General features: G+C 56.0%; 21 protein-coding genes. 12 read left to right on the top strand and 9 right to left on the bottom strand.

All coding sequences use genetic code 11. The annotated features are described in order from the left end of the window. Positions 1-45: 45 nt before the first annotated feature. Positions 46-321, bottom strand: coding sequence for a YcgL domain-containing protein (locus tag AB8846_RS14525; protein WP_032658474.1), 276 nt, complete (start codon positions 319-321; stop codon positions 46-48). Between the two features lie 123 nt (positions 322-444). On the opposite strand from AB8846_RS14525, the gene minC reads away from it, so the two are divergent. The 3 genes from minC to minE are packed head-to-tail and all read left to right on the top strand — an operon-like array spanning position 445 to position 2,261. Continuing rightward, positions 445-1,152, top strand: a complete 708-nt coding sequence (gene minC / locus AB8846_RS14530) for a septum site-determining protein MinC (protein WP_023312186.1) — start codon at positions 445-447, stop codon at positions 1,150-1,152. A gap of 23 nt (positions 1,153-1,175) precedes the next feature. Then, entirely contained in the window at positions 1,176-1,988 is an 813-nt protein-coding gene (gene minD / locus AB8846_RS14535; RefSeq protein WP_063143830.1) for a septum site-determining protein MinD, read from the top strand. A gap of 3 nt (positions 1,989-1,991) precedes the next feature. Beyond that, a complete protein-coding gene (gene minE, locus AB8846_RS14540; protein ID WP_008500504.1) occupies positions 1,992-2,261 on the top strand; it encodes a cell division topological specificity factor MinE in 270 nt (89 codons plus the stop codon). 74 nt (positions 2,262-2,335) lie between these two features. On the opposite strand, the gene rnd is transcribed toward minE, so the two are convergent. From rnd to AB8846_RS14565, 5 genes are all read right to left on the bottom strand, one after another. Beyond that, on the bottom strand, positions 2,336-3,463 hold the full coding sequence (rnd, locus tag AB8846_RS14545; protein ID WP_159515647.1) for a ribonuclease D: 1,128 nt from the start codon (positions 3,461-3,463) through the stop codon (positions 2,336-2,338). Positions 3,464-3,534: 71 nt separating this feature from the next. Continuing rightward, on the bottom strand, positions 3,535-5,220 hold the full coding sequence (gene fadD / locus AB8846_RS14550) for a long-chain-fatty-acid--CoA ligase FadD (RefSeq protein ID WP_331412056.1): 1,686 nt from the start codon (positions 5,218-5,220) through the stop codon (positions 3,535-3,537). A 203-nt stretch (positions 5,221-5,423) separates the two neighbouring features. After that, complete coding sequence (locus AB8846_RS14555) at positions 5,424-6,005, bottom strand: Slp family lipoprotein (RefSeq protein ID WP_063143827.1); 582 nt, start codon at positions 6,003-6,005, stop codon at positions 5,424-5,426. A 37-nt stretch (positions 6,006-6,042) separates the two neighbouring features. Next, on the bottom strand, positions 6,043-6,738 hold the full coding sequence (tsaB, locus tag AB8846_RS14560) for a tRNA (adenosine(37)-N6)-threonylcarbamoyltransferase complex dimerization subunit type 1 TsaB (RefSeq protein WP_063143826.1): 696 nt from the start codon (positions 6,736-6,738) through the stop codon (positions 6,043-6,045). 66 nt (positions 6,739-6,804) lie between these two features. Continuing rightward, the gene (locus AB8846_RS14565) at positions 6,805-8,715 is read right to left on the bottom strand and encodes an ATP-dependent DNA helicase (RefSeq protein WP_370733010.1); all 1,911 of its coding nucleotides are present in this window, start codon (positions 8,713-8,715) and stop codon (positions 6,805-6,807) included. 133 nt (positions 8,716-8,848) lie between these two features. On the opposite strand from AB8846_RS14565, the gene AB8846_RS14570 reads away from it, so the two are divergent. Further along, positions 8,849-9,193 (top strand): RidA family protein, encoded by a 345-nt coding sequence (locus AB8846_RS14570; RefSeq protein ID WP_008500498.1) that lies wholly within the window; start codon positions 8,849-8,851, stop codon positions 9,191-9,193. A 6-nt stretch (positions 9,194-9,199) separates the two neighbouring features. Here the strand turns inward: AB8846_RS14570 and AB8846_RS14575 are convergent, their stop codons facing one another. Next, positions 9,200-9,385 carry a YoaH family protein gene (locus AB8846_RS14575; RefSeq protein WP_370733011.1) on the bottom strand — a complete coding sequence of 62 codons (186 nt, stop codon included), beginning with the start codon at positions 9,383-9,385 and terminating at the stop codon, positions 9,200-9,202. A gap of 61 nt (positions 9,386-9,446) precedes the next feature. Between AB8846_RS14575 and pabB the strand changes: the two genes are divergently transcribed. The 4 genes from pabB (at position 9,447) to AB8846_RS14595 (ending at position 14,636) form a co-directional block, all read left to right on the top strand. Beyond that, the gene (pabB, locus tag AB8846_RS14580) at positions 9,447-10,772 is read left to right on the top strand and encodes an aminodeoxychorismate synthase component 1 (RefSeq protein WP_370733069.1); all 1,326 of its coding nucleotides are present in this window, start codon (positions 9,447-9,449) and stop codon (positions 10,770-10,772) included. A gap of 6 nt (positions 10,773-10,778) precedes the next feature. Beyond that, entirely contained in the window at positions 10,779-11,357 is a 579-nt protein-coding gene (locus AB8846_RS14585) for a CoA pyrophosphatase (RefSeq protein ID WP_047652298.1), read from the top strand. A 185-nt stretch (positions 11,358-11,542) separates the two neighbouring features. Beyond that, positions 11,543-12,907, top strand: coding sequence for an L-serine ammonia-lyase (gene sdaA / locus AB8846_RS14590; RefSeq protein ID WP_370733013.1), 1,365 nt, complete (start codon positions 11,543-11,545; stop codon positions 12,905-12,907). A gap of 130 nt (positions 12,908-13,037) precedes the next feature. After that, positions 13,038-14,636, top strand: a complete 1,599-nt coding sequence (locus AB8846_RS14595; protein ID WP_370733014.1) for an EAL domain-containing protein — start codon at positions 13,038-13,040, stop codon at positions 14,634-14,636. Between the two features lie 6 nt (positions 14,637-14,642). Here AB8846_RS14595 and yoaE read toward each other — a convergent pair whose 3' ends face one another. Continuing rightward, positions 14,643-16,202, bottom strand: a complete 1,560-nt coding sequence (yoaE, locus tag AB8846_RS14600; RefSeq protein WP_370733015.1) for a CNNM family cation transport protein YoaE — start codon at positions 16,200-16,202, stop codon at positions 14,643-14,645. Continuing rightward, positions 16,190-16,399, bottom strand: coding sequence for a hypothetical protein (locus tag AB8846_RS14605; RefSeq protein ID WP_071787466.1), 210 nt, complete (start codon positions 16,397-16,399; stop codon positions 16,190-16,192). The genes yoaE and AB8846_RS14605 overlap by 13 nt, the downstream gene beginning before the upstream one ends. A 266-nt stretch (positions 16,400-16,665) precedes the next feature. On the opposite strand from AB8846_RS14605, the gene manX reads away from it, so the two are divergent. The 4 genes from manX to AB8846_RS14625 are packed head-to-tail and all read left to right on the top strand — an operon-like array spanning position 16,666 to position 19,856. Then, positions 16,666-17,631: a PTS mannose transporter subunit IIAB gene (gene manX / locus AB8846_RS14610; protein ID WP_370733016.1), complete on the top strand. Its 966-nt coding sequence runs from the start codon at positions 16,666-16,668 to the stop codon at positions 17,629-17,631. Positions 17,632-17,677: 46 nt separating this feature from the next. After that, positions 17,678-18,478: a PTS mannose transporter subunit IIC gene (gene manY / locus AB8846_RS14615; RefSeq protein ID WP_008500490.1), complete on the top strand. Its 801-nt coding sequence runs from the start codon at positions 17,678-17,680 to the stop codon at positions 18,476-18,478. 12 nt (positions 18,479-18,490) lie between these two features. Continuing rightward, positions 18,491-19,342, top strand: coding sequence for a PTS mannose transporter subunit IID (locus tag AB8846_RS14620; RefSeq protein WP_006810994.1), 852 nt, complete (start codon positions 18,491-18,493; stop codon positions 19,340-19,342). A gap of 55 nt (positions 19,343-19,397) precedes the next feature. Then, the gene (locus AB8846_RS14625) at positions 19,398-19,856 is read left to right on the top strand and encodes a DUF986 family protein (protein WP_370733017.1); all 459 of its coding nucleotides are present in this window, start codon (positions 19,398-19,400) and stop codon (positions 19,854-19,856) included. Positions 19,857-20,209 lie beyond the last annotated feature (353 nt).

Genomic DNA, 20,209 nt, shown 5'->3' on the forward strand with positions numbered 1-20,209 from the left:
TCGACCCCTAAACGGTTGATGTGTTGTGCCCAAAAACAGTTGAGACTATTTTTTACCGTTCGCCTCAAGATGCTGTTTTAATAAATTCTCGGGTGGCGGTGGAAGCTGTAAATAATAGCCTTGCTCGGCTAAGGCCGTTTTCACTTTATCCAGATCGGCATTAATCAGTTTCTTACGACCATCAAGCGGCAGCAGCATCGCCAGCTGTGGTCGGCCAAAGTTCTTCATTAATTCGTCAGGCACGCGTGAAAAATCGTCTTTCTTTTCGACATAAAGATAGGTCTGGTCACGGCTTGTACTTCTGTAGATCACACAAAACATGTTTTTACTCTGAATTAATGGGTGGTTGCTTGCCTCAATATACTCCTGACTATAACATGCCTGATACTCTTCGGAATATCGCAGCGAGTGGTTGCGGTTAATAGCAAATTGAGTAAGGCCAGGATGTCAAACACGCCCATCGAGCTTAAAGGCAGTAGCTTCACCTTATCAGTGGTACATTTGCATGATGCAAAACCCGAGGTTATTCGTCAGGCGTTAGAAGACAAAATCGCCCAGGCTCCCGCCTTTCTGAAGCACGCCCCTGTTGTTATCAACGTCAGCGGTCTTGAGGCTCCGGTTAACTGGAAGCTTCTCCAGCAGGCCGTCTCCTCGACCGGACTGCGTATCGTGGGCATCAGCGGCTGCAAAGATACTGAGCTGAAAGCGGAAATTGAGCGTGCGGGGCTGCCTCTTCTGAATGAGGGCAAAGAAAAAGCCTCGCGTGCGGCACCCGTTGCCGTGCAAACGCCCCCTCCTGCGGTACAAAACGTTACTACCGTCACAAAAACGCGAATGATTGATGTGCCGGTTCGTTCCGGTCAGCGCATTTATGCACCAAACTGTGATCTGATTGTTACAAGCCACGTCAGTGCTGGCGCTGAGCTGATTGCAGATGGCAATATTCACGTATACGGTATGATGCGTGGACGTGCGCTCGCAGGTGCAAGTGGCGATCGAGATGCGCAAATATTTTGTACTCACCTGACGGCGGAACTGGTGTCCATCGCAGGTGAATATTGGCTGAGCGATAAGATCCCAGCCGAATTTTATGGCAAAGCGGCTCGCCTGCTTCTGGCAGACGACGCGTTGACCGTTCAACCGTTGAATTGATCCCTTTTTAACAAGGAATTTCTATGGCACGCATTATTGTTGTTACTTCGGGTAAAGGAGGCGTTGGCAAGACCACCTCCAGCGCGGCCATCGCTACTGGTTTGGCCCAGAAGGGAAAGAAAACCATCGTTATCGACTTCGATATCGGTCTGCGTAACCTCGACCTCATCATGGGATGTGAGCGTCGCGTCGTGTATGACTTCGTGAACGTCATTCAGGGCGATGCCACGCTGAACCAGGCGATGATTAAAGACAAGCGCACCGACAACCTCTACATTCTTCCGGCTTCTCAGACGCGTGACAAAGACGCCCTGACCCGTGAAGGGGTGGAAAAGGTGCTCGACGAGCTGAAAAAAATGGAGTTCGACTTCATTGTCTGCGACTCCCCTGCCGGCATCGAAACCGGTGCCCTGATGGCGCTGTACTTCGCTGATGAAGCAATCATCACCACCAACCCTGAAGTTTCATCCGTGCGTGACTCAGACCGCATTCTGGGGATCCTCGCGTCTAAATCCCGTCGTGCGGAAAATGGCGAAGACCCGATTAAAGAACACCTGCTGCTCACCCGCTACAATCCGGGCCGCGTGAACAAAGGTGACATGCTGAGCATGGAAGACGTGCTGGAGATCCTGCGCATTAAGCTGGTGGGCGTTATCCCGGAAGATCAGTCCGTGTTACGCGCGTCTAACCAGGGCGAGCCAGTGATCCTTGATACATTGGCAGATGCAGGTAAAGCTTACGCCGATACCGTTGACCGTCTGCTGGGAGAAGAACGTCCTTTCCGCTTCATTGAAGAAGAGAAGAAAGGTTTCCTCAAACGCCTGTTCGGAGGATAAGTTATGGCATTACTGGACTTTTTTCTCTCGCGGAAAAAGAACACCGCCAACATCGCAAAAGAACGTCTGCAAATTATCGTTGCGGAGCGTCGTCGTAGCGACGCCGAGCCTCACTACCTGCCGCAGCTGCGCAAGGACATCCTGGAAGTGATCTGTAAGTACGTGCAGATTGACCCGGAGATGGTCACGGTGCAGCTGGAACAAAAAGACGGGGATATTTCGATTCTGGAGCTGAACGTGACGCTCCCGGAAGCGGAAGAGTCGCGTCCGTAGGTTTTTGATGTCGTAGCCCCGGTAAGCGCAGCGCCACCGGGGGAATATGCCGGGTATATCGCCCGGCATATTTTTTATCGCGGATAACCTTCCAGCAGCGTATTCAGGCGATCGGCCATCAATTTCCCGCGCCATCCCGCCATCATTTCCGGCACGCCACTCTGCGGCTTCAGCTTCCAGTGCCAGTTCAGCAGCTGGTTAATCTGACGACGTGAAGCGAGCAGTTCCGCGCCCAGCTTGCTTTCCGCCGCAACGTCCTGCACCAGCGCTTTAATGTCCTTAAACGCTTTGCGATAGCCCGGCATATCCATCAGGTTCAACAGCGGTTCCGGCAGCGCATCTTCCGGTAACTCCTGCGCTTTTGCGACCAGCGCCAGCAGGGTTTTGCCGTGGAAGCGGATCTCGCTGCCCGAAAGCCCAATGCTGTCCAGCTCGCCCAGGCTGCCCGGCATATAGCGCGCGACCGCCCAGAGATGTTCTTCGCGAACCACAAAGTTAACGGCCAGATCGCGCTCGCGTGCTTTACGCAAGCGCCAGTCTGCCAGCAGCTGCAGGCACGCCAGCTGACGCGTACGCAGCTGCCAGGCGTTGCTGATATCGCGCCAGGCCTCTTTCGGGTCGACCACTTCCTGGCGGCGCTGCTGGGTCATACGACACTCGTCGAGCGCCGCAGACAGCCAACCAGAAGCTTCTGCCTCTTTCATCAGCTGTCCGGCAATCGGCAGCAGGTAAAACACGTCTGCCGCCGCATACTCCAGCTGACGCTCGGTTAGCGGACGCGCCAGCCAGTCGGTACGGGATTCACTTTTATCCAGCGTCAGGCCCGTATACTCCTCCACCATGGCAGCAAAGCCCCATGAGAGCGGACGATTGCTGAATGCCGCGAGGATCTGCGTGTCAATCAGCGGCTGGGGCATGATGCCAAAAGTGTTCAGAAAGACTTCCAGATCTTCACTGCCTGCGTGCAGGTATTTCGTCACGGCGGTATCGAGCAGCAGATCACGCATCGGCGTCCAGTCGGTAATGCCGAGAGGGTCGATCAGGGAGACGTGTTTACCGTCGTACATCTGAATCAAACCCAGCTGCGGATAATAGGTCCGGGTACGGACAAACTCGGTATCCAGGGCAATGGCAGGAAAGTCGCGCGTCACTTCGCACAGCGAAGCCAGCTCGTCGTTGGTCGTGATCATCTGGTAATTCAAATCGGATTCTCTTTTGTTTGCGCCCATAAAAAACGCCGGCTTAACCGGCGTCTGGGCGATTAACGTGAAGCTCAGGCCTTATTGTCTACTTTGCCACGGGCTTCGTCACGTAATTCTCGTCGTAATATCTTTCCGACGTTGGATTTCGGCAGCTCATCGCGGAATTCAACCAGTTTCGGCACCTTGTAGCCCGTCAGCTGACGACGGCAGAACGTTACCAGCTCCTCCTCCGTGAGTGAAGCGTCTTTCTTGACCACAAATATCTTGACCGCTTCACCGCTGCTGCCGGAAGGGACGCCGACGGCCGCCACTTCGAGCACGCCGCTGTGCTGCATCACTACGTCTTCGATCTCATTCGGATAGACGTTGAAGCCGGAGACCAGGATCATGTCTTTCTTGCGATCGACGATGCGCAGGAAGCCCTCGTCATCCATCACCGCGATATCACCGGTGTGCAGCCAGCCGTCTTTAATGATTTCGTCGGTCGCATCGGGGCGCTGCCAGTAGCCCAGCATCACCTGCGGACCTTTAACGCACAGCTCGCCCGGCTCGCCCGGCGCGACTTCGTTATCGTTATCATCGACCAGTTTGGCCTCTGTGGAAGGAACCGGCAGACCAATGCTTCCACTGTGATAGTCGATATCATGCGGGTTAACGCTGACCAGCGGAGCACATTCCGTCAGTCCATAACCTTCCAGCAAATACTGACCGGTGAGCTTCACCCAGCGCTCGGCGACCGCCTGCTGAACCGGCATGCCGCCGCCCGCAGAGAGATGCAGCGAGGAGAAATCCAGCTGCTGGAACTCTTTGTTATTAAGCAGCGCGTTGAACAGGGTGTTCACCCCGGTCATGGCGGTGAACGGATATTTCGCCAGCTCTTTCACCAGGCCAGGGATATCGCGCGGGTTGGTGATGAGGATGTTCTGACCACCCAGCTCAATAAACAGCAGGCAGTTCATGGTCAGCGCAAAGATGTGATACAGCGGAAGCGCGGTGATCACCACCTCTTTGCCCGGATGCAGCAGCGGCCCGTAGGTGGCGTTTACCTGCTCAAGGTTCGCCAGCATGTTCCGGTGCGTCAGCATCGCGCCTTTCGCCACGCCGGTGGTGCCACCGGTATACTGCAGGAAGGCCAGATCTTCTGACACCACTTCCGGCTTGACGTATTGCATACGGTAGCCCGCATGCAGCGCGCGGCGGAAGGAGATGGCGTCCGGCAGGTGGTATTTTGGCACCAGACGTTTGACGTATTTGACGACAAAGTTAACCAGCGTGCCTTTGGCGGTGGAGAGCTGATCCCCCATGCGCGTCAGGATGACGTGTTTAACCTGGGTTTTGTCGACCACTTTTTCCAGCGTATGGGCGAAGTTGGACACAATGACGATCGCGGCCGCGCCGCTGTCGTTCAGCTGATGCTCCAGCTCGCGCGGGGTGTACAATGGGTTGACGTTGACGACAATCATCCCGGCTCGCAGGATACCGAACAACGCCACCGGGTATTGCAGCAGGTTCGGCATCATCAGCGCGACGCGGTCCCCTTTTTGCAGCCCCAGCCCTTCCTGAAGATACGCCGCAAACGCCCGGCTACGCTCCTCAAGCTTACGGAACGTCATAACCTCGCCCATATTCACGAATGCGGGCTGGTCCGCGTAGCGCCTTACCGAGTGTTCAAATAATTCCACCAGGGATTGATAACGGTCAGGATTGATCTCAGCAGGAACATCTGCAGGATAACGGTTAAGCCAAACCTTCTTCAATGCATCACCTCTGAAATGAGTGTTCGTCGTCATCACAACCCCGATAATAAACAGTTTGTTAACATTATATTAACTCAGCGTACCAGTTTATTAATTGTTCAGATTTAAGGTTGCGAAGCGCGTCACTCTTTTTTTTCGTTTTATCCGTAAAAAAACAGAGACAGCGGCTGAGCCGCTGTCTCTTTTCTAACAATAACAGTAAGTTACTCAGTAACGATCGTCTGAACCTGTGCAGGACCCGGGTTGTACCAACCCCAGCCCGGGTAGCCGTAACGATAAGGATGTGGACCCCACATCCACGGATCCATCGGCTGAGGCGGCATGATCACCTGCTGTGCCAGCCGCCAGCGTTTATACCCGTTGACCTGCATAGTCATAAATTTATACGGCGTGCTGCCGATTTTTCCCTGCACGGCGCCGGTAATCGGCCCGACGACGGTCACCAGCTGTCCGCGAAAATCGACTGGATCGAGGAAACCACTGACGTCCGCATAGATACGCCCGCGGGAGGCCTCACCCAGTACCGGCCGCGCGCCGCTGTCCAGCGGAACGGTCGCGATCTCCAGACGGGTTTTCCCCTGCTGGTTTTGTACGTCGATGACCTTACCGCCAAAGCGCGCTTCCTGGCCGACGTACAGCTCAGGCGCATTCATCACCCGAACCAGATCGTCCTGTGGCGTAGGGCTGCTGCCCTTAATCGCATCAGGAACGGAAACGCATCCGCTCAGTGCTATGGCAACCGCGCCTGCCATAATAAGGCGTACTACTTTAGTCTGAACCGCCATGATGCGACTCCTTTTTCTCAGTTCCTGTTACTGAGATTCACTCGCGGCCCGGAAGTTTCTTCCACGCAACGGTGTTTCGCAAATAAACCGGCTCCGCGTGTTCAACGGCAACGGTTTTTCCTGCTGCGAGCAGCTGGCAGGCTATTGGAAGCATATCTTCCGCAGCCGGCAGCAGCATGTTGCCGTCCACCAGCGTCACGCCGGTGCCGCTCGCCATCTCCGGCCACGCCGGCCAGCCGGTGCCGACGGTCGCCCACTCACCGGAGAGCTGTTGCAGTCGCTCAGTGACCGCTTCCGGCTTAAGCACGGCTTCCGTCTCTTCACCGTGCCACACGCCCTGCTCGTCGCGGGTGTATTCGGCCCAGTAGACTTCGCCCATGCGGGCATCTATTGCGGCCAGCACGCGCGTTGCCCCGGTCATGCGCCATGCGCCCTGCGCCATGGTGGCGAGGGTAGAGACGCCAATCATCGGCAGTTCAGCGCCCAGCGCCAGCCCCTGCGCAATGCCAATCCCGATACGTACGCCCGTAAAGCTGCCGGGACCACGGCCAAAGGCCAGCGCGTCGAGGTCGGTTAAGGAGGTGTTGCCCTGGGTTAAAATGGCTTTTACCAGGGGCAGAATGCGCTGGGTGTGTTCCCGTGGGCACTCTTCGAAATGAGCAGAAACAGCATCGTTGTTCAACAGAGCAACAGAGCAAGCCTCTGTTGCGGTATCTATAGCCAGAATTCGCATGAGTCGTCGCGCTCTCGCAAGGGTCAGTCACAAAATGGCGCGCATCTTAGCACACTCCGGGGTAAATTACTCCGCCGTTGGGTTTGCCAGGAAGCGCACCGCGCGTTTTATGTCCCGCGTCCTGGGCGCGGGCGGCAGGCTGGCAAGGAAGGTTGCCCCGTAAGGACGCATCACCAGCCGGTTATCGCAAATGACCAGCACCCCGCGATCGGTAACGTCGCGGATCAATCGCCCTACCCCCTGCTTGAGGGTAATCACCGCGTCCGGCAGCTGTACCTCGTCAAACGGATCGCCCCCGCGCAGGCGGCAGTCTTCCATGCGCGCTTTCAGCAGCGGATCGTCCGGGGAGGTAAACGGCAGCTTATCAATGATCACCAGCGAGAGCGTATCGCCCCGCACGTCGACCCCTTCCCAGAAGCTGCTGGTCGCTACCAGCAGGGCATTCCCGGCGCTGACAAACTGCTGCAGCAGCTGGCCTTTGCTGGTTTCGCCCTGCAGCAGCACCGGTAAGGTCATGGTGGCGCGGAACTGCTCGGCGAGGTCACGCATCATGGCGTGAGAGGTGCAGAGCATGAAGCAGCGGCCGTTGTTGGCCTCGATCATCGGTTTTAACATCGCGGCCAGATGGCGCGCCGCACCCGGCTGGTTCGGCAACGGCAGATTACGGGGAACGCAGAGCAGCGCCTGTTTTTCGTAATCGAACGGGCTGGGCAGGAGCAGCGATTCCGCCTCCTCAATGCCAAGACGTTCCGTGAAGTGATGCAGATCGTCATTCACCGACAGGGTTGCCGAGGTGAAGATCCAGCTTCCCGGCTTTTGCGCCATCACCTCTTTAAATTTATCCGCCACCGTCAGCGGCGTGAGCGCCAGCGTGAAGTGCCGCGAGGTGCACTCATACCAGTAGCTGAACCCCGGCTGGTTAATCTCTTTCAGCCGTTTGAGCCGCCCGCGATAGAGCGTGGCGCGTTCGAAGGCCGCATCCAGCAGCGCGGAACGGCCGAGGGACAGTTTTGCCACGTCGTAGCAGAGTTCCAGGGCATCATCGAGCAGCAGCAGCGCGCGCTGGATGTTTTTGTCCGCCAGCAGCTCGCGCAGGTTACCGCGATAGCCCGGCTCGCCGAGCTGTAAGCGGAAATCCTGCGCGCTTTGGGCCAGACGGTCAGCGCACTTCTGCAGCTGCTGGGTATCTTTGAGTTCGGTGCGGTAAGCAATGGTGAAATCTTTCGCCAGATCCTGCAGCTGGCGGCTGGAAAGCGACTGGCCGAAATACTGGCTAGCGATGTCCGGAAGCTGGTGGGCTTCGTCGAAGATCATTACGTCCGCCTCCGGGATCAGCTCGCCGAAACCGCTGTCCTTGACGACCATATCCGCGAGGAACAGATGGTGGTTGACCACCACCACATCGGCATCCATCGCCGTTTTGCGCGCTTTCACCACAAAGCAGTCTTTATACAGCGGACAGTCGCTGCCGAGACAGTTGTCGTTGGTGCTGGTCACCAGCGGCCAGGCCGGGGAGTCTTCCGGCACGCTCGCGCAGGTGCTGATATCACCCTCTTCGGTTTGGTTCGCCCAGGCGCGCAGGACAATGACGTCGCTGAGGGTTTGCACCGGCAGGTCGCCGCCCGCCAGCGCCTGCTGCTCAAGACGTTCCAGGCAGAGATAGTTGGAGCGCCCCTTCAGCAAGGCGAGACGCCCCTTGTATTTCAGCGCTTTAGCCACCGTAGGCAAATCGCGGCTGTAGAGCTGATCCTGCAGCGCCTTCGATCCGGTGGAAATAATCACCTTCTTTTTCGCGCGCAGCGCCGGAGCAAGGTAAGCATAGGTTTTACCCGTGCCGGTTCCGGCTTCGACCACCAGCGGCTGAGCCTTATCGATGGCGCGTGCCACGGCGTGCGCCATCTGACGCTGAGGCTCACGGGGTTTGAAGCCGGGGATAGCCTGCGCTAATTGACCTTCAGGGGAAAAATCGTCTGCCACGGTGCTCTCTCACTGTATTTTTGCACAGGGATTATGTCAGCCCATCCTTTCATGTGCCACCCCAAATAGTGACGGCAGCAGAACAATATGGCAGTCTTTCCGCCTGACGACGAAAAATAACGAGGAAACGTTTATGACAATTGTGCGCATTGATGCCGAAGCCCGCTGGTCTGATGTGGTGATCCATAACCAGACGCTCTACTACACCGGCGTACCGGCTAATCTGGACGCGGATGCGTTCGAGCAGACGGCGAACACCCTGGCGCAGATTGATGCGGTACTGGAAAAACAGGGCAGCGACAAATCCCGCATTCTGGATGCGACGATTTTCCTGGCAAACAAAGACGATTTCGCGGCGATGAACAAAGCCTGGGATGCATGGGTGGTGGCGGGTCACGCGCCTGTACGCTGCACCGTACAGGCCACGCTGATGAAACCGGAGTATAAGGTTGAGATCAAGATTATCGCGGCGGTTTAAGCCCGGTTACTCGTCTTCATCTTCATCTTCGAATCGCGCCACAATCCGCTCGCCGGTATGACTGGCGCGAATCTCCTGAGCGACAACGGTAATCGCCTCTCCGCTGCTCATCCCCTGGGACATCAGTTCCTGAATGCGTTCAACCGCTTTCTGCTGTTGGTCATGACTAAGAGAAGGTAAACCTGCAAACATCGTCAACTCCTGCTAAATTATTCGCGCTAATTATTTCACGCTGCCCGGTAGTATGCCACACATGAACATGCGCTTCCCCACTGTTATTACCTTGCCCTGGCGTGCAGACGCCGCTGAATTCTGGTTTGCCCGCCTGAGCCATCTTCCGTTTGCGATGCTGCTGCATTCCGGACATGCGGACCATCCCTATAGCCGCTTCGATATTCTGGTGGCCGATCCGCTCAAGACGCTGACAACCGAAGACCAGTCGTTAACGGACGATCCGCTGGTGCAGCTTCAGCAAGCCATTAACGCGCTGGGCTTATCTGCCACGCCGAACCCGGACCTCCCTTTTCAGGGGGGCGCGCTGGGCCTGTTTGGTTACGATCTGGGTCGTCGTTTCGAAACGCTGCCGGAGCATGCGCAGGCTGATATTTCCCTTCCAGACATGGCCGTGGGGCTGTATGACTGGGCGTTAATTGTTGATCACCAGAAAAAAACGGTTTCCCTGCTGAGCCATCATGACGTGCAGGCGCGCCTGGCGTGGCTTGAGGCGCAGCAGCCTGCACCGGTACAGACGTTCACGCTGACCTCCGGCTGGCGCTCAAATATGAGCGCAGCGGAGTATGCCGAAAAATTCTCGCGCGTTCAGGCGTATCTGCATAGCGGTGACTGCTACCAGGTCAACCTTGCGCAGCGCTTCCAGGCGACCTATCAGGGGGATGAGTGGCAGGCGTTTACCCGTCTGAATGCCAGCAATAAGGCGCCGTTCAGCGCGTTTGTCCGTCTGGAACAGGGGGCCATACTCAGCCTGTCGCCCGAGCGCTTTATTCATCTGGCCGAGGGCACGATTCAAACCCGTCCAATCAAAGGCACCCTGCCGCGTCTTGCCGATCCCGACGCCGATCGCCAGCAGGCGGAAAAGCTGGCCGCCTCGCCGAAAGACCGCGCAGAGAACCTGATGATTGTCGATCTGATGCGTAACGACATTGGCCGGGTGGCCGTTCCGGGCAGCGTGCGCGTGCCGGAACTGTTTGTCGTCGAACCTTTCCCGGCCGTGCATCATCTGGTCAGTACCATCACCGCGACGCTGCCAGCATCCAGCACCGCCTGCGATCTTCTGCGCGCAGCGTTCCCGGGAGGCTCCATCACCGGCGCGCCAAAGGTGCGGGCGATGGAGATCATTGATGAGCTGGAACCGCACCGCCGCAACGCCTGGTGCGGCAGCATTGGCTACATCAGCCTGTGCGGCACGCTGGATACCAGCATTACCATTCGCACGCTGACCGCCTGCGACGGAAATCTTTACTGTTCGGCCGGGGGCGGCATTGTCGCCGACAGCCAGGTCGATGCGGAATATCAGGAAACCTTTGATAAAGTTAACCGTATCCTGAAACAACTGGAGTAATCACGGGTGGAAAAAGAGAACCTGACGCTGGATGACTTTTTATCTCGCTTTCAGCTATTACGACCGCAGGTCAACCGCGAGGCGCTGAATCAGCGACAGGCGGCCGTGCTGATACCGGTCGTGCGACGCGCGCAGCCTGGCCTGCTGCTCACCCAGCGTTCTCCCCATTTACGCAAGCACGCGGGTCAGGTCGCCTTTCCAGGGGGCGCCGTAGACAGCTCCGACGCCTCGCTGATTGCCGCCGCGCTGCGGGAGGCGCAGGAAGAGGTTGCCATTCCGCCGGAGGCTGTGGAAGTCATCGGCGTGCTCCCGCCCGTCGACAGCGTCACCGGTTTTCAGGTCACGCCGGTGGTGGGCATTATCCCGCCGGGCCTGCAGTATCATGCCAGCGTCGATGAAGTCTCTGCGGTGTTTGAAATGCCGCTGGATGAAGCCCTCCGACTGAGTCGTTATCACCCGTTGGATATTCAGCGTCGCGGGCATGACCATCGGGTCTGGTTGTCCTGGTATCAGCATTATTTTGTCTGGGGCATGACGGCGGGCATTATTCGTGAGCTGGCGTTGCAAATCGGCCTGAAGCCTTGACTATACTTTACGTTCCGCCCTCTTCTGCAAGGTTTGCGATCTGCGTCGCGATATTAGCAAAACCCATCGTTAACCATTAGTTTAATTCATGTGAATAGTTAAGCCGAGGTTGGTGTTCCCTCTTACACTATGCGCAGTTATAACATCGTTACTGGAACCCCGGTAACCCTGTCAGGAGTGTGAAAGTGATTAGTATATTCGACATGTTCAAAGTGGGAATTGGCCCTTCGTCTTCCCATACTGTTGGCCCGATGAAGGCCGGTAAACAGTTCGTCGATGATCTGGTCGAAAAAGGATTACTGGAAAGCGTTACCCGTGTCGCCGTGGATGTTTACGGCTCGCTGTCATTAACGGGTAAAGGCCACCACACCGATATCGCCATTATTATGGGTCTGGCAGGCAATATGCCGGATACCGTTGATATTGATGCCATCCCGGCATTCATCCGCGACGTGGAAACACGCGGCCGCCTGCTGCTGGCAAACGGCCAGCAGGAAGTCGATTTCCCGCAGGATGACGGCATGCGTTTCCGTAGCGACAACCTGCCGCTGCATGAAAACGGCATGACCATTCACGCTTATAGCGGTGAAAAAGAGATTTACAGCAAAACGTACTACTCCATCGGCGGTGGCTTCATCGTGGATGAGGAGCATTTTGGCAAAGACAGCGTCGGCGACGTCAGCGTACCGTACCCGTTCAAATCGGCTACCGAGATGCTGGGCTACTGCAAAGAGACCGGTCTTTCCCTGTCCGGTATGGTGATGCAGAACGAACTGGCCCTGCACAGCAAAAAAGAGATTGAAGACTATTTTGCGAACGTCTGGCAAACCATGCGCGCCTGTATCGATCGCGGGATGAACACCGAAGGCGTTCTGCCGGGTCCACTGCGCGTACCGCGTCGTGCTTCTGCCCTGCGCCGTATGCTGGTGACCACGGACAAGTTCTCCAACGACCCGATGAACGTGGTCGACTGGGTGAATATGTTTGCTCTGGCGGTTAACGAAGAGAACGCCGCCGGTGGCCGCGTCGTGACGGCGCCAACAAACGGTGCCTGCGGTATCGTTCCGGCAGTGCTGGCCTACTACGATCACTTTATTGAGCCCGTGACGCCGGACATCTATATCCGCTATTTCCTGGCGTCAGGTGCCATCGGTGCGCTGTACAAAATGAACGCCTCCATCTCCGGTGCTGAAGTGGGCTGTCAGGGTGAAGTCGGCGTTGCCTGCTCCATGGCAGCGGCGGGTCTGGCAGAGCTGCTGGGCGCAAGCCCTGAGCAGGTTTGCGTGGCGGCAGAAATCGGTATGGAACATAACCTCGGTCTGACCTGTGACCCGGTCGCGGGCCAGGTTCAGGTGCCGTGCATCGAGCGTAACGCGATTGCCTCGGTGAAAGCCATCAACGCCTCACGTATGGCGATGCGCCGTACCAGCGAACCTCGCGTCTCGCTGGATAAGGTGATTGAAACCATGTACGAAACGGGCAAAGACATGAACGCGAAATACCGCGAAACGTCCCGCGGTGGCCTGGCCATTAAGGTGCAGTGCGACTAATACTGCCTTTCGCCCATCTGCAACGGATGGGCGAATTTCCCTCTTCTTCCTCGTCTCCTTCTGCTTTCCCCACTACACTTTCACTGTTGCGTCCGGCTTTTGTGGCTGGTGGCTTATCAGGCGACCGTTCATGCAAACTGCACAAACGATCATTAAAAACTATCGCCGAAAACGCGTCATCGTCTGCGTCACGGTTGCGCTCCTCACGCTCATCCTGACGTTAGGCATACGCTTTATTTCACAGCGCAATGTTAACCAACAGCGGATCCTCGATTTTACCAGCCACACCGTTCGCGCCCTTGATAACGTTCTGCTGTCTCTAGAGAACCGCCGCAGCGTGCTGCAGCCCCTGGTGGGACAGCCCTGCCCGCAGGCGCACCTGGCGCTGCGAAAGCAGGCCGCCATTTTGCAGACGGTACGCTCCATCGCCCTGATTAACGAAGGTATCCTGTATTGCTCGAGTATTTTCGGAAGCCGCAACGTCCCCGTTCGCGACTTCCTGAAAGAACTCCCCGCCAGCACGGCGAAGCTGATTTTATCGACCGACCAGTGGCTGCTTAAAGATAGCCCGATATTGGTCCAGTGGTATCCCGTCTCTCACGACGGTGAAGCTGGCGTTATTGAGATCATCAATATCGATCTGATCGCCAAAATGATCCTCGAGCCCCAGCGTCCGCTTATTAATGACGTGGCGCTGACCGTGGGCGATCGCTTTCTGCGCTATGGACAACGCGTCAGCGACAGCCTGACCTTTGATGAGGAGGGCTCTCTTTTCCGGCAGTCATCAACCCGAAATCCTTTCACCATTACGGTCAGCGGTCCAGGCCCTGGAGAGTTAGCCTTAAAAAGCCTCCCAGCCCAGCTGCCGCTGGGGCTGATGCTCAGCCTGCTGCTGGGCTATCTCGCCTGGCTGGCAACCGCAAACCGGATGAGCTTCACGTGGGAGATTGATATGGGGATTGCGGAGCGGGAATTTGAGCTTTTCTGCCAGCCGCTGGTGAATGCCCGTACCGAGGCGTGCACCGGCGTGGAGATCCTGCTGCGCTGGAATAACCCCCGTCAGGGTTGGATCACCCCGGAAGTGTTTATTCCTCTGGCAGAAGAACATAACCAGATTGTCCCCCTGACCCGCTATGTCATCGCCGAAACGGTGCGCCAGATAGGCTACTTCCCCGCCAACGCCGGTTTTCACATCGGTATCAACGTCGCCGCCAGCCATTTCCGACACGCGGTATTGATACAGGACCTGAACCGCCTCTGGTTCAGCGCCTTCCCGCACCAGCAGCTGGTAATTGAACTCACGGAACGGGATGCGCTGCTGGATGCGGATTATCGCATCGTGCGCGAACTGCATCGCAAAGGGGTGAAGCTGGCCATCGACGATTTTGGCACCGGGAACAGCTCCCTCTCCTGGCTTGAAAAGCTGCACCCGGACGTGCTGAAAATTGACCAGTCGTTTACCACCGCCATCGGCACCGACGCCGTGAACTCGACGGTGACGGATATGATTATTGCGCTGGGCCAGCGGCTGAATATTGAACTGGTTGCTGAGGGGGTCGAGACAGAGGAGCAGGCGCGTTACTTACGCCGCCATGGCGTGCCTGTCCTGCAGGGCTTTTTCTATGCGCGGCCCATGCCGCTAAGGGATTTTCCGAAGTGGCTGGCGGGAAGCGCGTCCCCGCCAGCGCATCATAACGGGCACATCGTACCCTTAATGCCGCTGCGCTAAGCCGGCTTACTCATCTTCGTCGTGGGCTGATTGTTCTTTAACAATACGAACCATATCAACGCGATAGTCGTTGGCTTCAACGATCGTAATGTGCAGCGGCCCCAGTTCGATCACATCGCCGACGCGCGGGATTTGCCCGTTAACGGCGATCACCAGACCGGCAACGGTCGCGATGTCTTCTTCATCGTTGATCACGTTTTCCAGACCCAGCGTGTGCGAGAGCGCGTGCAGGTCGGTGGTACCTTTAACCAGCCAGCCTTCACCGTCGGCAACAATTTCTGGCGTTTCGTCGGCATCCGGGAATTCACCGGCAATCGCTTCCAGCACGTCCAGCGGCGTAACCAGCCCCTGCACCACGCCAAACTCGTTGGTGACGATAACAAAGCTGCCGCGAGCGCGACGCAGCACCCCGAGCAGGTTGATAGGATCCAGCGTTTCCGGCACGACAATCGCAGGCGACGCAGCGGCAACGGCTTCTACGTTGACGCCCTCTTCCAGGGCAACCAGCATCTCTTTCGCCCGCACGACGCCGATGATCTCATCCAGCTCACCGCGACACACCGGGAACAGGCTGTGCGGTGAAGAGAGCAGCTGCTGGCGAATTTCATCAACGCTCAGGTTAGCATCGACCCAGCTGATTTCCCCGCGCGGCGTCATGATGCCGCGCAGCGAACGGGAGGCCAGGGAGAGCACGCCGTTGATCATGTAGCGCTCTTGTTCCACAAACGCCCCTTCAGGGACCGGAACCGGGTTGTGGTTTTCGGAATCAGACCGGACGTTCACCTGTCGACGACCGCCCATCAGGCGCAGAATGGCATCTGCGGTACGGGCGCGCAGCGGCTGATTCGACTGCTGCTTAATAAAGTTACGGCGCGCAATCTGGTTGAAAAGCTCGATCAGGATCGAGAAGCCAATCGCGGCGTACAGGTAGCCTTTCGGAATATGGAAGCCAAAGCCTTCCGCCACCAGGCTCAGGCCAATCATCAGCAGGAAGCTCAGACACAGGACTACCACCGTCGGATGCTGGTTGACGAAGCGCGTCAGCGGCTTCGAGGCCAGCAGCATTACTGCCATCGCAATAACGACAGCCGCCATCATTACCGGCAGATGATTCACCATGCCGACCGCCGTGATCACCGCATCCAGCGAGAAGACCGCATCAAGCACCACGATCTGCAGCACTACCACCCAGAAGCTGGCATAGCCTTTACCGTGCCCGTCATCGTGCTGGCGGTTTTCCAGCCGCTCATGTAGCTCTGTCGTCGCTTTGAAAAGCAGGAATATCCCCCCGATCAGCATGATTAAATCACGCCCGGAGAAGGTGTAATCCATGACGGAGAACAGCGGTTTGGTCAGCGTGACCATCCAGGAGATGACGGAGAGCAGCCCCAGTCGCATGACCAGTGCCAGCGAGAGACCAATCAGACGCGCTTTATCACGCTGTTTTGGCGGCAGTTTGTCCGCAAGGATAGCGATAAACACCAGGTTATCAATGCCGAGAACAATCTCCAGCACCACCAGCGTGAGCAATCCCACCCAGATTGACGGGTCCATTAAGAATTCCATGACAAGCTCCTGCTAAAGGAATGACGAAACGGTGCCCCACTCAACGTGGGCAAAACAGAGGTAAACAGAGTCGGTACGTGGCGAGGATCGCCGGTGAATAAGGCGCGAAATGGCCTGGCAGATGACTGACGTCGGTGACGGTCCATATAGTGGGCTGTAGCCCTATACTCCTGAACAATTAAACGGAGGCTAAACATATCAGAGACAATGTGTTTTTAGCAAAGATTTACGTTCCTTTGCAAAGTTCTGTAACACAGCGGCTTTACTCTACAGATAAATCTGTAACGCATGGCTAAATTACGGATCTTCATCACATAAATTATTTTTTCACTATCTAAAATAATTCGCGGAAGTCTTAGTTTTTTTGAACTCTAACCCTTATCTGAATCGATTCGGTTCGCCAATACGATTCTCAGTACGACTGCCTGGCAGGCGTATTAATGATAATAAAAGGAGGTAGCAAGTGACCATTGCTATTGTCATAGGCACACATGGTTGGGCTGCTGAGCAGCTACTCAAAACGGCAGAGATGCTGTTGGGCGAGCAGGAAAACGTCGGCTGGATCGATTTCGTTCCCGGTGAAAATGCCGAGACGCTGATAGAGAAGTACAACGCTCAACTCGCGAAGCTGGATACCAGCAAAGGCGTGCTGTTTCTCGTTGATACATGGGGCGGCAGCCCGTTCAATGCCGCCAGCCGCATTGTCGTCGATAAAGAGCACTATGAAGTTGTCGCCGGGGTGAATATTCCCATGCTGGTGGAAACCTTCATGGCGCGCGACGACAATCCGTCGTTCGACGAGCTGGTGGCACTGGCCGTTGAAACCGGTCGCGAAGGGGTAAAAGCCCTGAAAGCGCAGCCGGTTGAAAAAACCGCTCCTGCGCCTGCAGCGGCACCAAAAACGACGGCACCGGCAAAACCGATGGGCCCGAACGATTACATGGTTATCGGCCTTGCGCGTATTGATGACCGCTTAATCCACGGCCAGGTTGCAACGCGCTGGACCAAAGAGACCAACGTTCGACGCATTATCGTGGTCAGCGACGAAGTTGCCGCCGATACCGTACGTAAAACCCTCCTGACTCAGGTTGCTCCTCCTGGCGTTACCGCGCACGTCGTGGATGTCGCCAAGATGATCCGCGTTTACAACAACCCGAAATACGCGGGTGAACGCGTAATGCTCCTGTTCACTAACCCGACAGACGTTGAGCGCATTGTTGAAGGCGGCGTGAAAATCACCTCCGTGAACATTGGTGGTATGGCATTCCGTCAGGGCAAAACGCAGGTCAACAACGCCATTTCAGTCGATGCGAAAGATATCGAGGCATTCAACAAGCTGAATGCGCGCGGTATTGAACTGGAAGCCCGTAAGGTTTCCACGGATCAAAAACTGAAAATGATGGATTTGATCGGCAAAGTTGGGAAATAAGCCCGCGCCGGTTCTCATATAAAGCTTATGTAATAGGAGAAGTGCAATGGAGATTACCACTCTTCAGATTGTGCTGGTGTTCGTCGTCGCATGTATTGCGGGTATGGAATCCGTACTTGATGAATTTCAGTTCCACCGCCCTCTGGTGGCCTGTACGCTGATTGGGGCCGTTCTGGGTGACATGAAAACCGGTATCATCATCGGTGGTACCCTGGAAATGATCGCCCTGGGCTGGATGAACATCGGCGCGGCGGTTGCGCCCGATGCCGCGCTGGCCTCTATCATTTCAACCGTTCTGGTTATTGCTGGTCACCAGAGTATTGGTGCCGGTATCGCCCTGGCGATCCCGCTGGCAGCAGCAGGCCAGGTTCTGACCATCATCGTTCGTACTATCACCGTTGCCTTCCAGCACGCGGCGGATAAGGCGGCCGAAAACGGTAACCTCACGGCCCTGTCGTGGATCCACGTTTCGTCCCTGTTCCTGCAGGCGATGCGTATCGCGATCCCGGCGGTAATCGTGGCGATCTCTGTCGGTACCAGTGAAGTCCAGAGCATGCTGAACGCCATTCCAGAAGTGGTCACCGGCGGTCTGAACATCGCGGGCGGTATGATCGTGGTTGTCGGTTATGCGATGGTCATAAACATGATGCGCGCAGGCTACCTGATGCCGTTCTTCTACCTCGGCTTCGTGACCGCAGCCTTCACCAACTTCAACCTGGTTGCACTGGGCGTGATTGGTGCGGTGATGGCGATTCTCTACATCCAGCTCAGCCCGAAATACAACCGCGTCGCGGGTGCCCCAGCGCAGGCTGCTGGTAACAACGATCTCGATAACGAACTGGACTAACAGGTGAGCGAAATGGTTGATATGACAAAAACTACCACCGAGAAAAAACTCACTCCGGGTGATATTCGTGGCGTGTTCATCCGTTCTAACCTGTTTCAGGGTTCATGGAACTTCGAACGTATGCAGGCGCTGGGCTTCTGCTTCTCCATGGTACCGGCGATCAAACGCCTGTACCCGGAAAACAACGAAGCGCGCCGTCAGGCGATCAAGCGTCACCTGGAATTCTTTAACACCCATCCTTACGTTGCGGCCCCCGTACTGGGCGTAACGCTGGCGATGGAAGAACAGCGTGCGAACGGCGCAGAGATTGACGATGGTGCTATCAACGGTATCAAAGTCGGCCTGATGGGTCCGCTGGCCGGTGTCGGTGACCCTATCTTCTGGGGTACCGTGCGTCCGGTCTTTGCGGCACTGGGTGCCGGTATCGCGATGAGCGGCAGCCTGCTTGGCCCGCTGCTGTTCTTCATCCTGTTCAACGCCGTGCGTCTGCTGACCCGTTATTACGGTGTGGCCTACGGCTACCGTAAAGGGGTGGATATCGTTAAGGACATGGGCGGCGGCTTCCTGCAGAAACTGACTGAGGGGGCGTCAATCCTCGGCCTGTTTGTCATGGGGGCGCTGGTTAACAAGTGGACGCACGTAAACATCCCGCTGGTGGTATCGACCATCACCGGGCAGGATGGTCAGACGCGCGTCACCACCGTGCAGACGATTCTGGACCAGCTGATGCCTGGCCTGGTACCGCTGCTGTTGACCTTCGCCTGCATGTGGCTGTTGCGTAAGAAAGTGAACCCGCTGTGGATTATCGTTGGCTTCTTCGTCATCGGTATCGCGGGCTACGCTGTCGGCCTGCTGGGTCTGTAAGTTTCAATGCTATAGGCCGGGGGCTTGCCCCCGGTTTTTTTTATCTGGAGGATGAATGACTGTCACGGACATCGTACTGGTTTTATTTATTGCTGCCCTTCTGGCTTACGCGATCTATGACGAGTTCATCATGCCCCGCCGTCACGGCGAGACGCTGCTCTCCCTTCCCCTTCTGCGACGCGGGCGCGTGGATGCGTTTATCTTCGCGGGTCTCATCGCTATTCTTATTTACAATAACGTCACCGGACATGGTGCAATATTAACCACATGGTTATTATGTGCGCTGGCATTAATGGCTGTTTATCTTTTCTGGATCCGCACGCCGAAAATCATTTTTAAATCCCGCGGATTTTTCTTCGCCAATGTGTGGATAGAATATAACCGCATTAAAGAGATGAATTTATCTGAAGACGGTGTGCTGGTGATGCAATTAGAACAACGCCGCCTGCTTATTCGGGTGAAGAATATTGATGACCTGGAAAAGATATACAAGTTACTCGTTGAAAATCAATAAGTTAGATATATAGCAATGGCTATATAATGCGTTTATCTTGCGCATGAAATATAGCCAAAGCTATATCTTCTTCGTTAATTTGATCTCTATTTGTTAACGATATCTTCACGCATAAAGACAAATGAAAATCGTTATCAATAAGCGTTTTAAATAATGCCTCTCCATTGTTGTTTTATATTCTCAAAATATGTTAAGGTTGCGCCCGTCGTTGGGGAGTAGCCGATTTCCTGCTCGCAGGAAATGTACGTGTCAACATGCTCGTTGAAAAACGTGGCGCGTACGGATCGCTGACAGCACATCTTAAGTGCGGCGCGATCAGGCGAGACCATAGATACATCAACTGCTGTTTACTG

The sequence above is a fragment of the Enterobacter sp. KB-221C9 genome, from assembly GCF_041320715.1.
In the GTDB taxonomy this organism is placed as follows: domain Bacteria; phylum Pseudomonadota; class Gammaproteobacteria; order Enterobacterales; family Enterobacteriaceae; genus Enterobacter; species Enterobacter asburiae_D.

Excerpts from the sequence above, each read along its gene's own strand:
- AB8846_RS14525 (WP_032658474.1), bottom strand. The coding sequence starts at position 321 with ATGTTTTGTGTGATCTACAGAAGTACAAGCCGTGACCAGACCTATCTT.
- minC (WP_023312186.1), top strand. The coding sequence starts at position 445 with ATGTCAAACACGCCCATCGAGCTTAAAGGCAGTAGCTTCACCTTATCA.
- minD (WP_063143830.1), top strand. The coding sequence starts at position 1,176 with ATGGCACGCATTATTGTTGTTACTTCGGGTAAAGGAGGCGTTGGCAAG.
- minE (WP_008500504.1), top strand. The coding sequence starts at position 1,992 with ATGGCATTACTGGACTTTTTTCTCTCGCGGAAAAAGAACACCGCCAAC.
- AB8846_RS14555 (WP_063143827.1), bottom strand. The coding sequence starts at position 6,005 with ATGGCGGTTCAGACTAAAGTAGTACGCCTTATTATGGCAGGCGCGGTT.
- tsaB (WP_063143826.1), bottom strand. The coding sequence starts at position 6,738 with ATGCGAATTCTGGCTATAGATACCGCAACAGAGGCTTGCTCTGTTGCT.
- AB8846_RS14570 (WP_008500498.1), top strand. The coding sequence starts at position 8,849 with ATGACAATTGTGCGCATTGATGCCGAAGCCCGCTGGTCTGATGTGGTG.
- AB8846_RS14575 (WP_370733011.1), bottom strand. The coding sequence starts at position 9,385 with ATGTTTGCAGGTTTACCTTCTCTTAGTCATGACCAACAGCAGAAAGCG.
- pabB (WP_370733069.1), top strand. The coding sequence starts at position 9,447 with ATGAACATGCGCTTCCCCACTGTTATTACCTTGCCCTGGCGTGCAGAC.
- AB8846_RS14595 (WP_370733014.1), top strand. The coding sequence starts at position 13,038 with ATGCAAACTGCACAAACGATCATTAAAAACTATCGCCGAAAACGCGTC.
- yoaE (WP_370733015.1), bottom strand. The coding sequence starts at position 16,202 with ATGGAATTCTTAATGGACCCGTCAATCTGGGTGGGATTGCTCACGCTG.
- AB8846_RS14605 (WP_071787466.1), bottom strand. The coding sequence starts at position 16,399 with ATGTTTAGCCTCCGTTTAATTGTTCAGGAGTATAGGGCTACAGCCCAC.
- manY (WP_008500490.1), top strand. The coding sequence starts at position 17,678 with ATGGAGATTACCACTCTTCAGATTGTGCTGGTGTTCGTCGTCGCATGT.
- AB8846_RS14620 (WP_006810994.1), top strand. The coding sequence starts at position 18,491 with ATGGTTGATATGACAAAAACTACCACCGAGAAAAAACTCACTCCGGGT.
- AB8846_RS14625 (WP_370733017.1), top strand. The coding sequence starts at position 19,398 with ATGACTGTCACGGACATCGTACTGGTTTTATTTATTGCTGCCCTTCTG.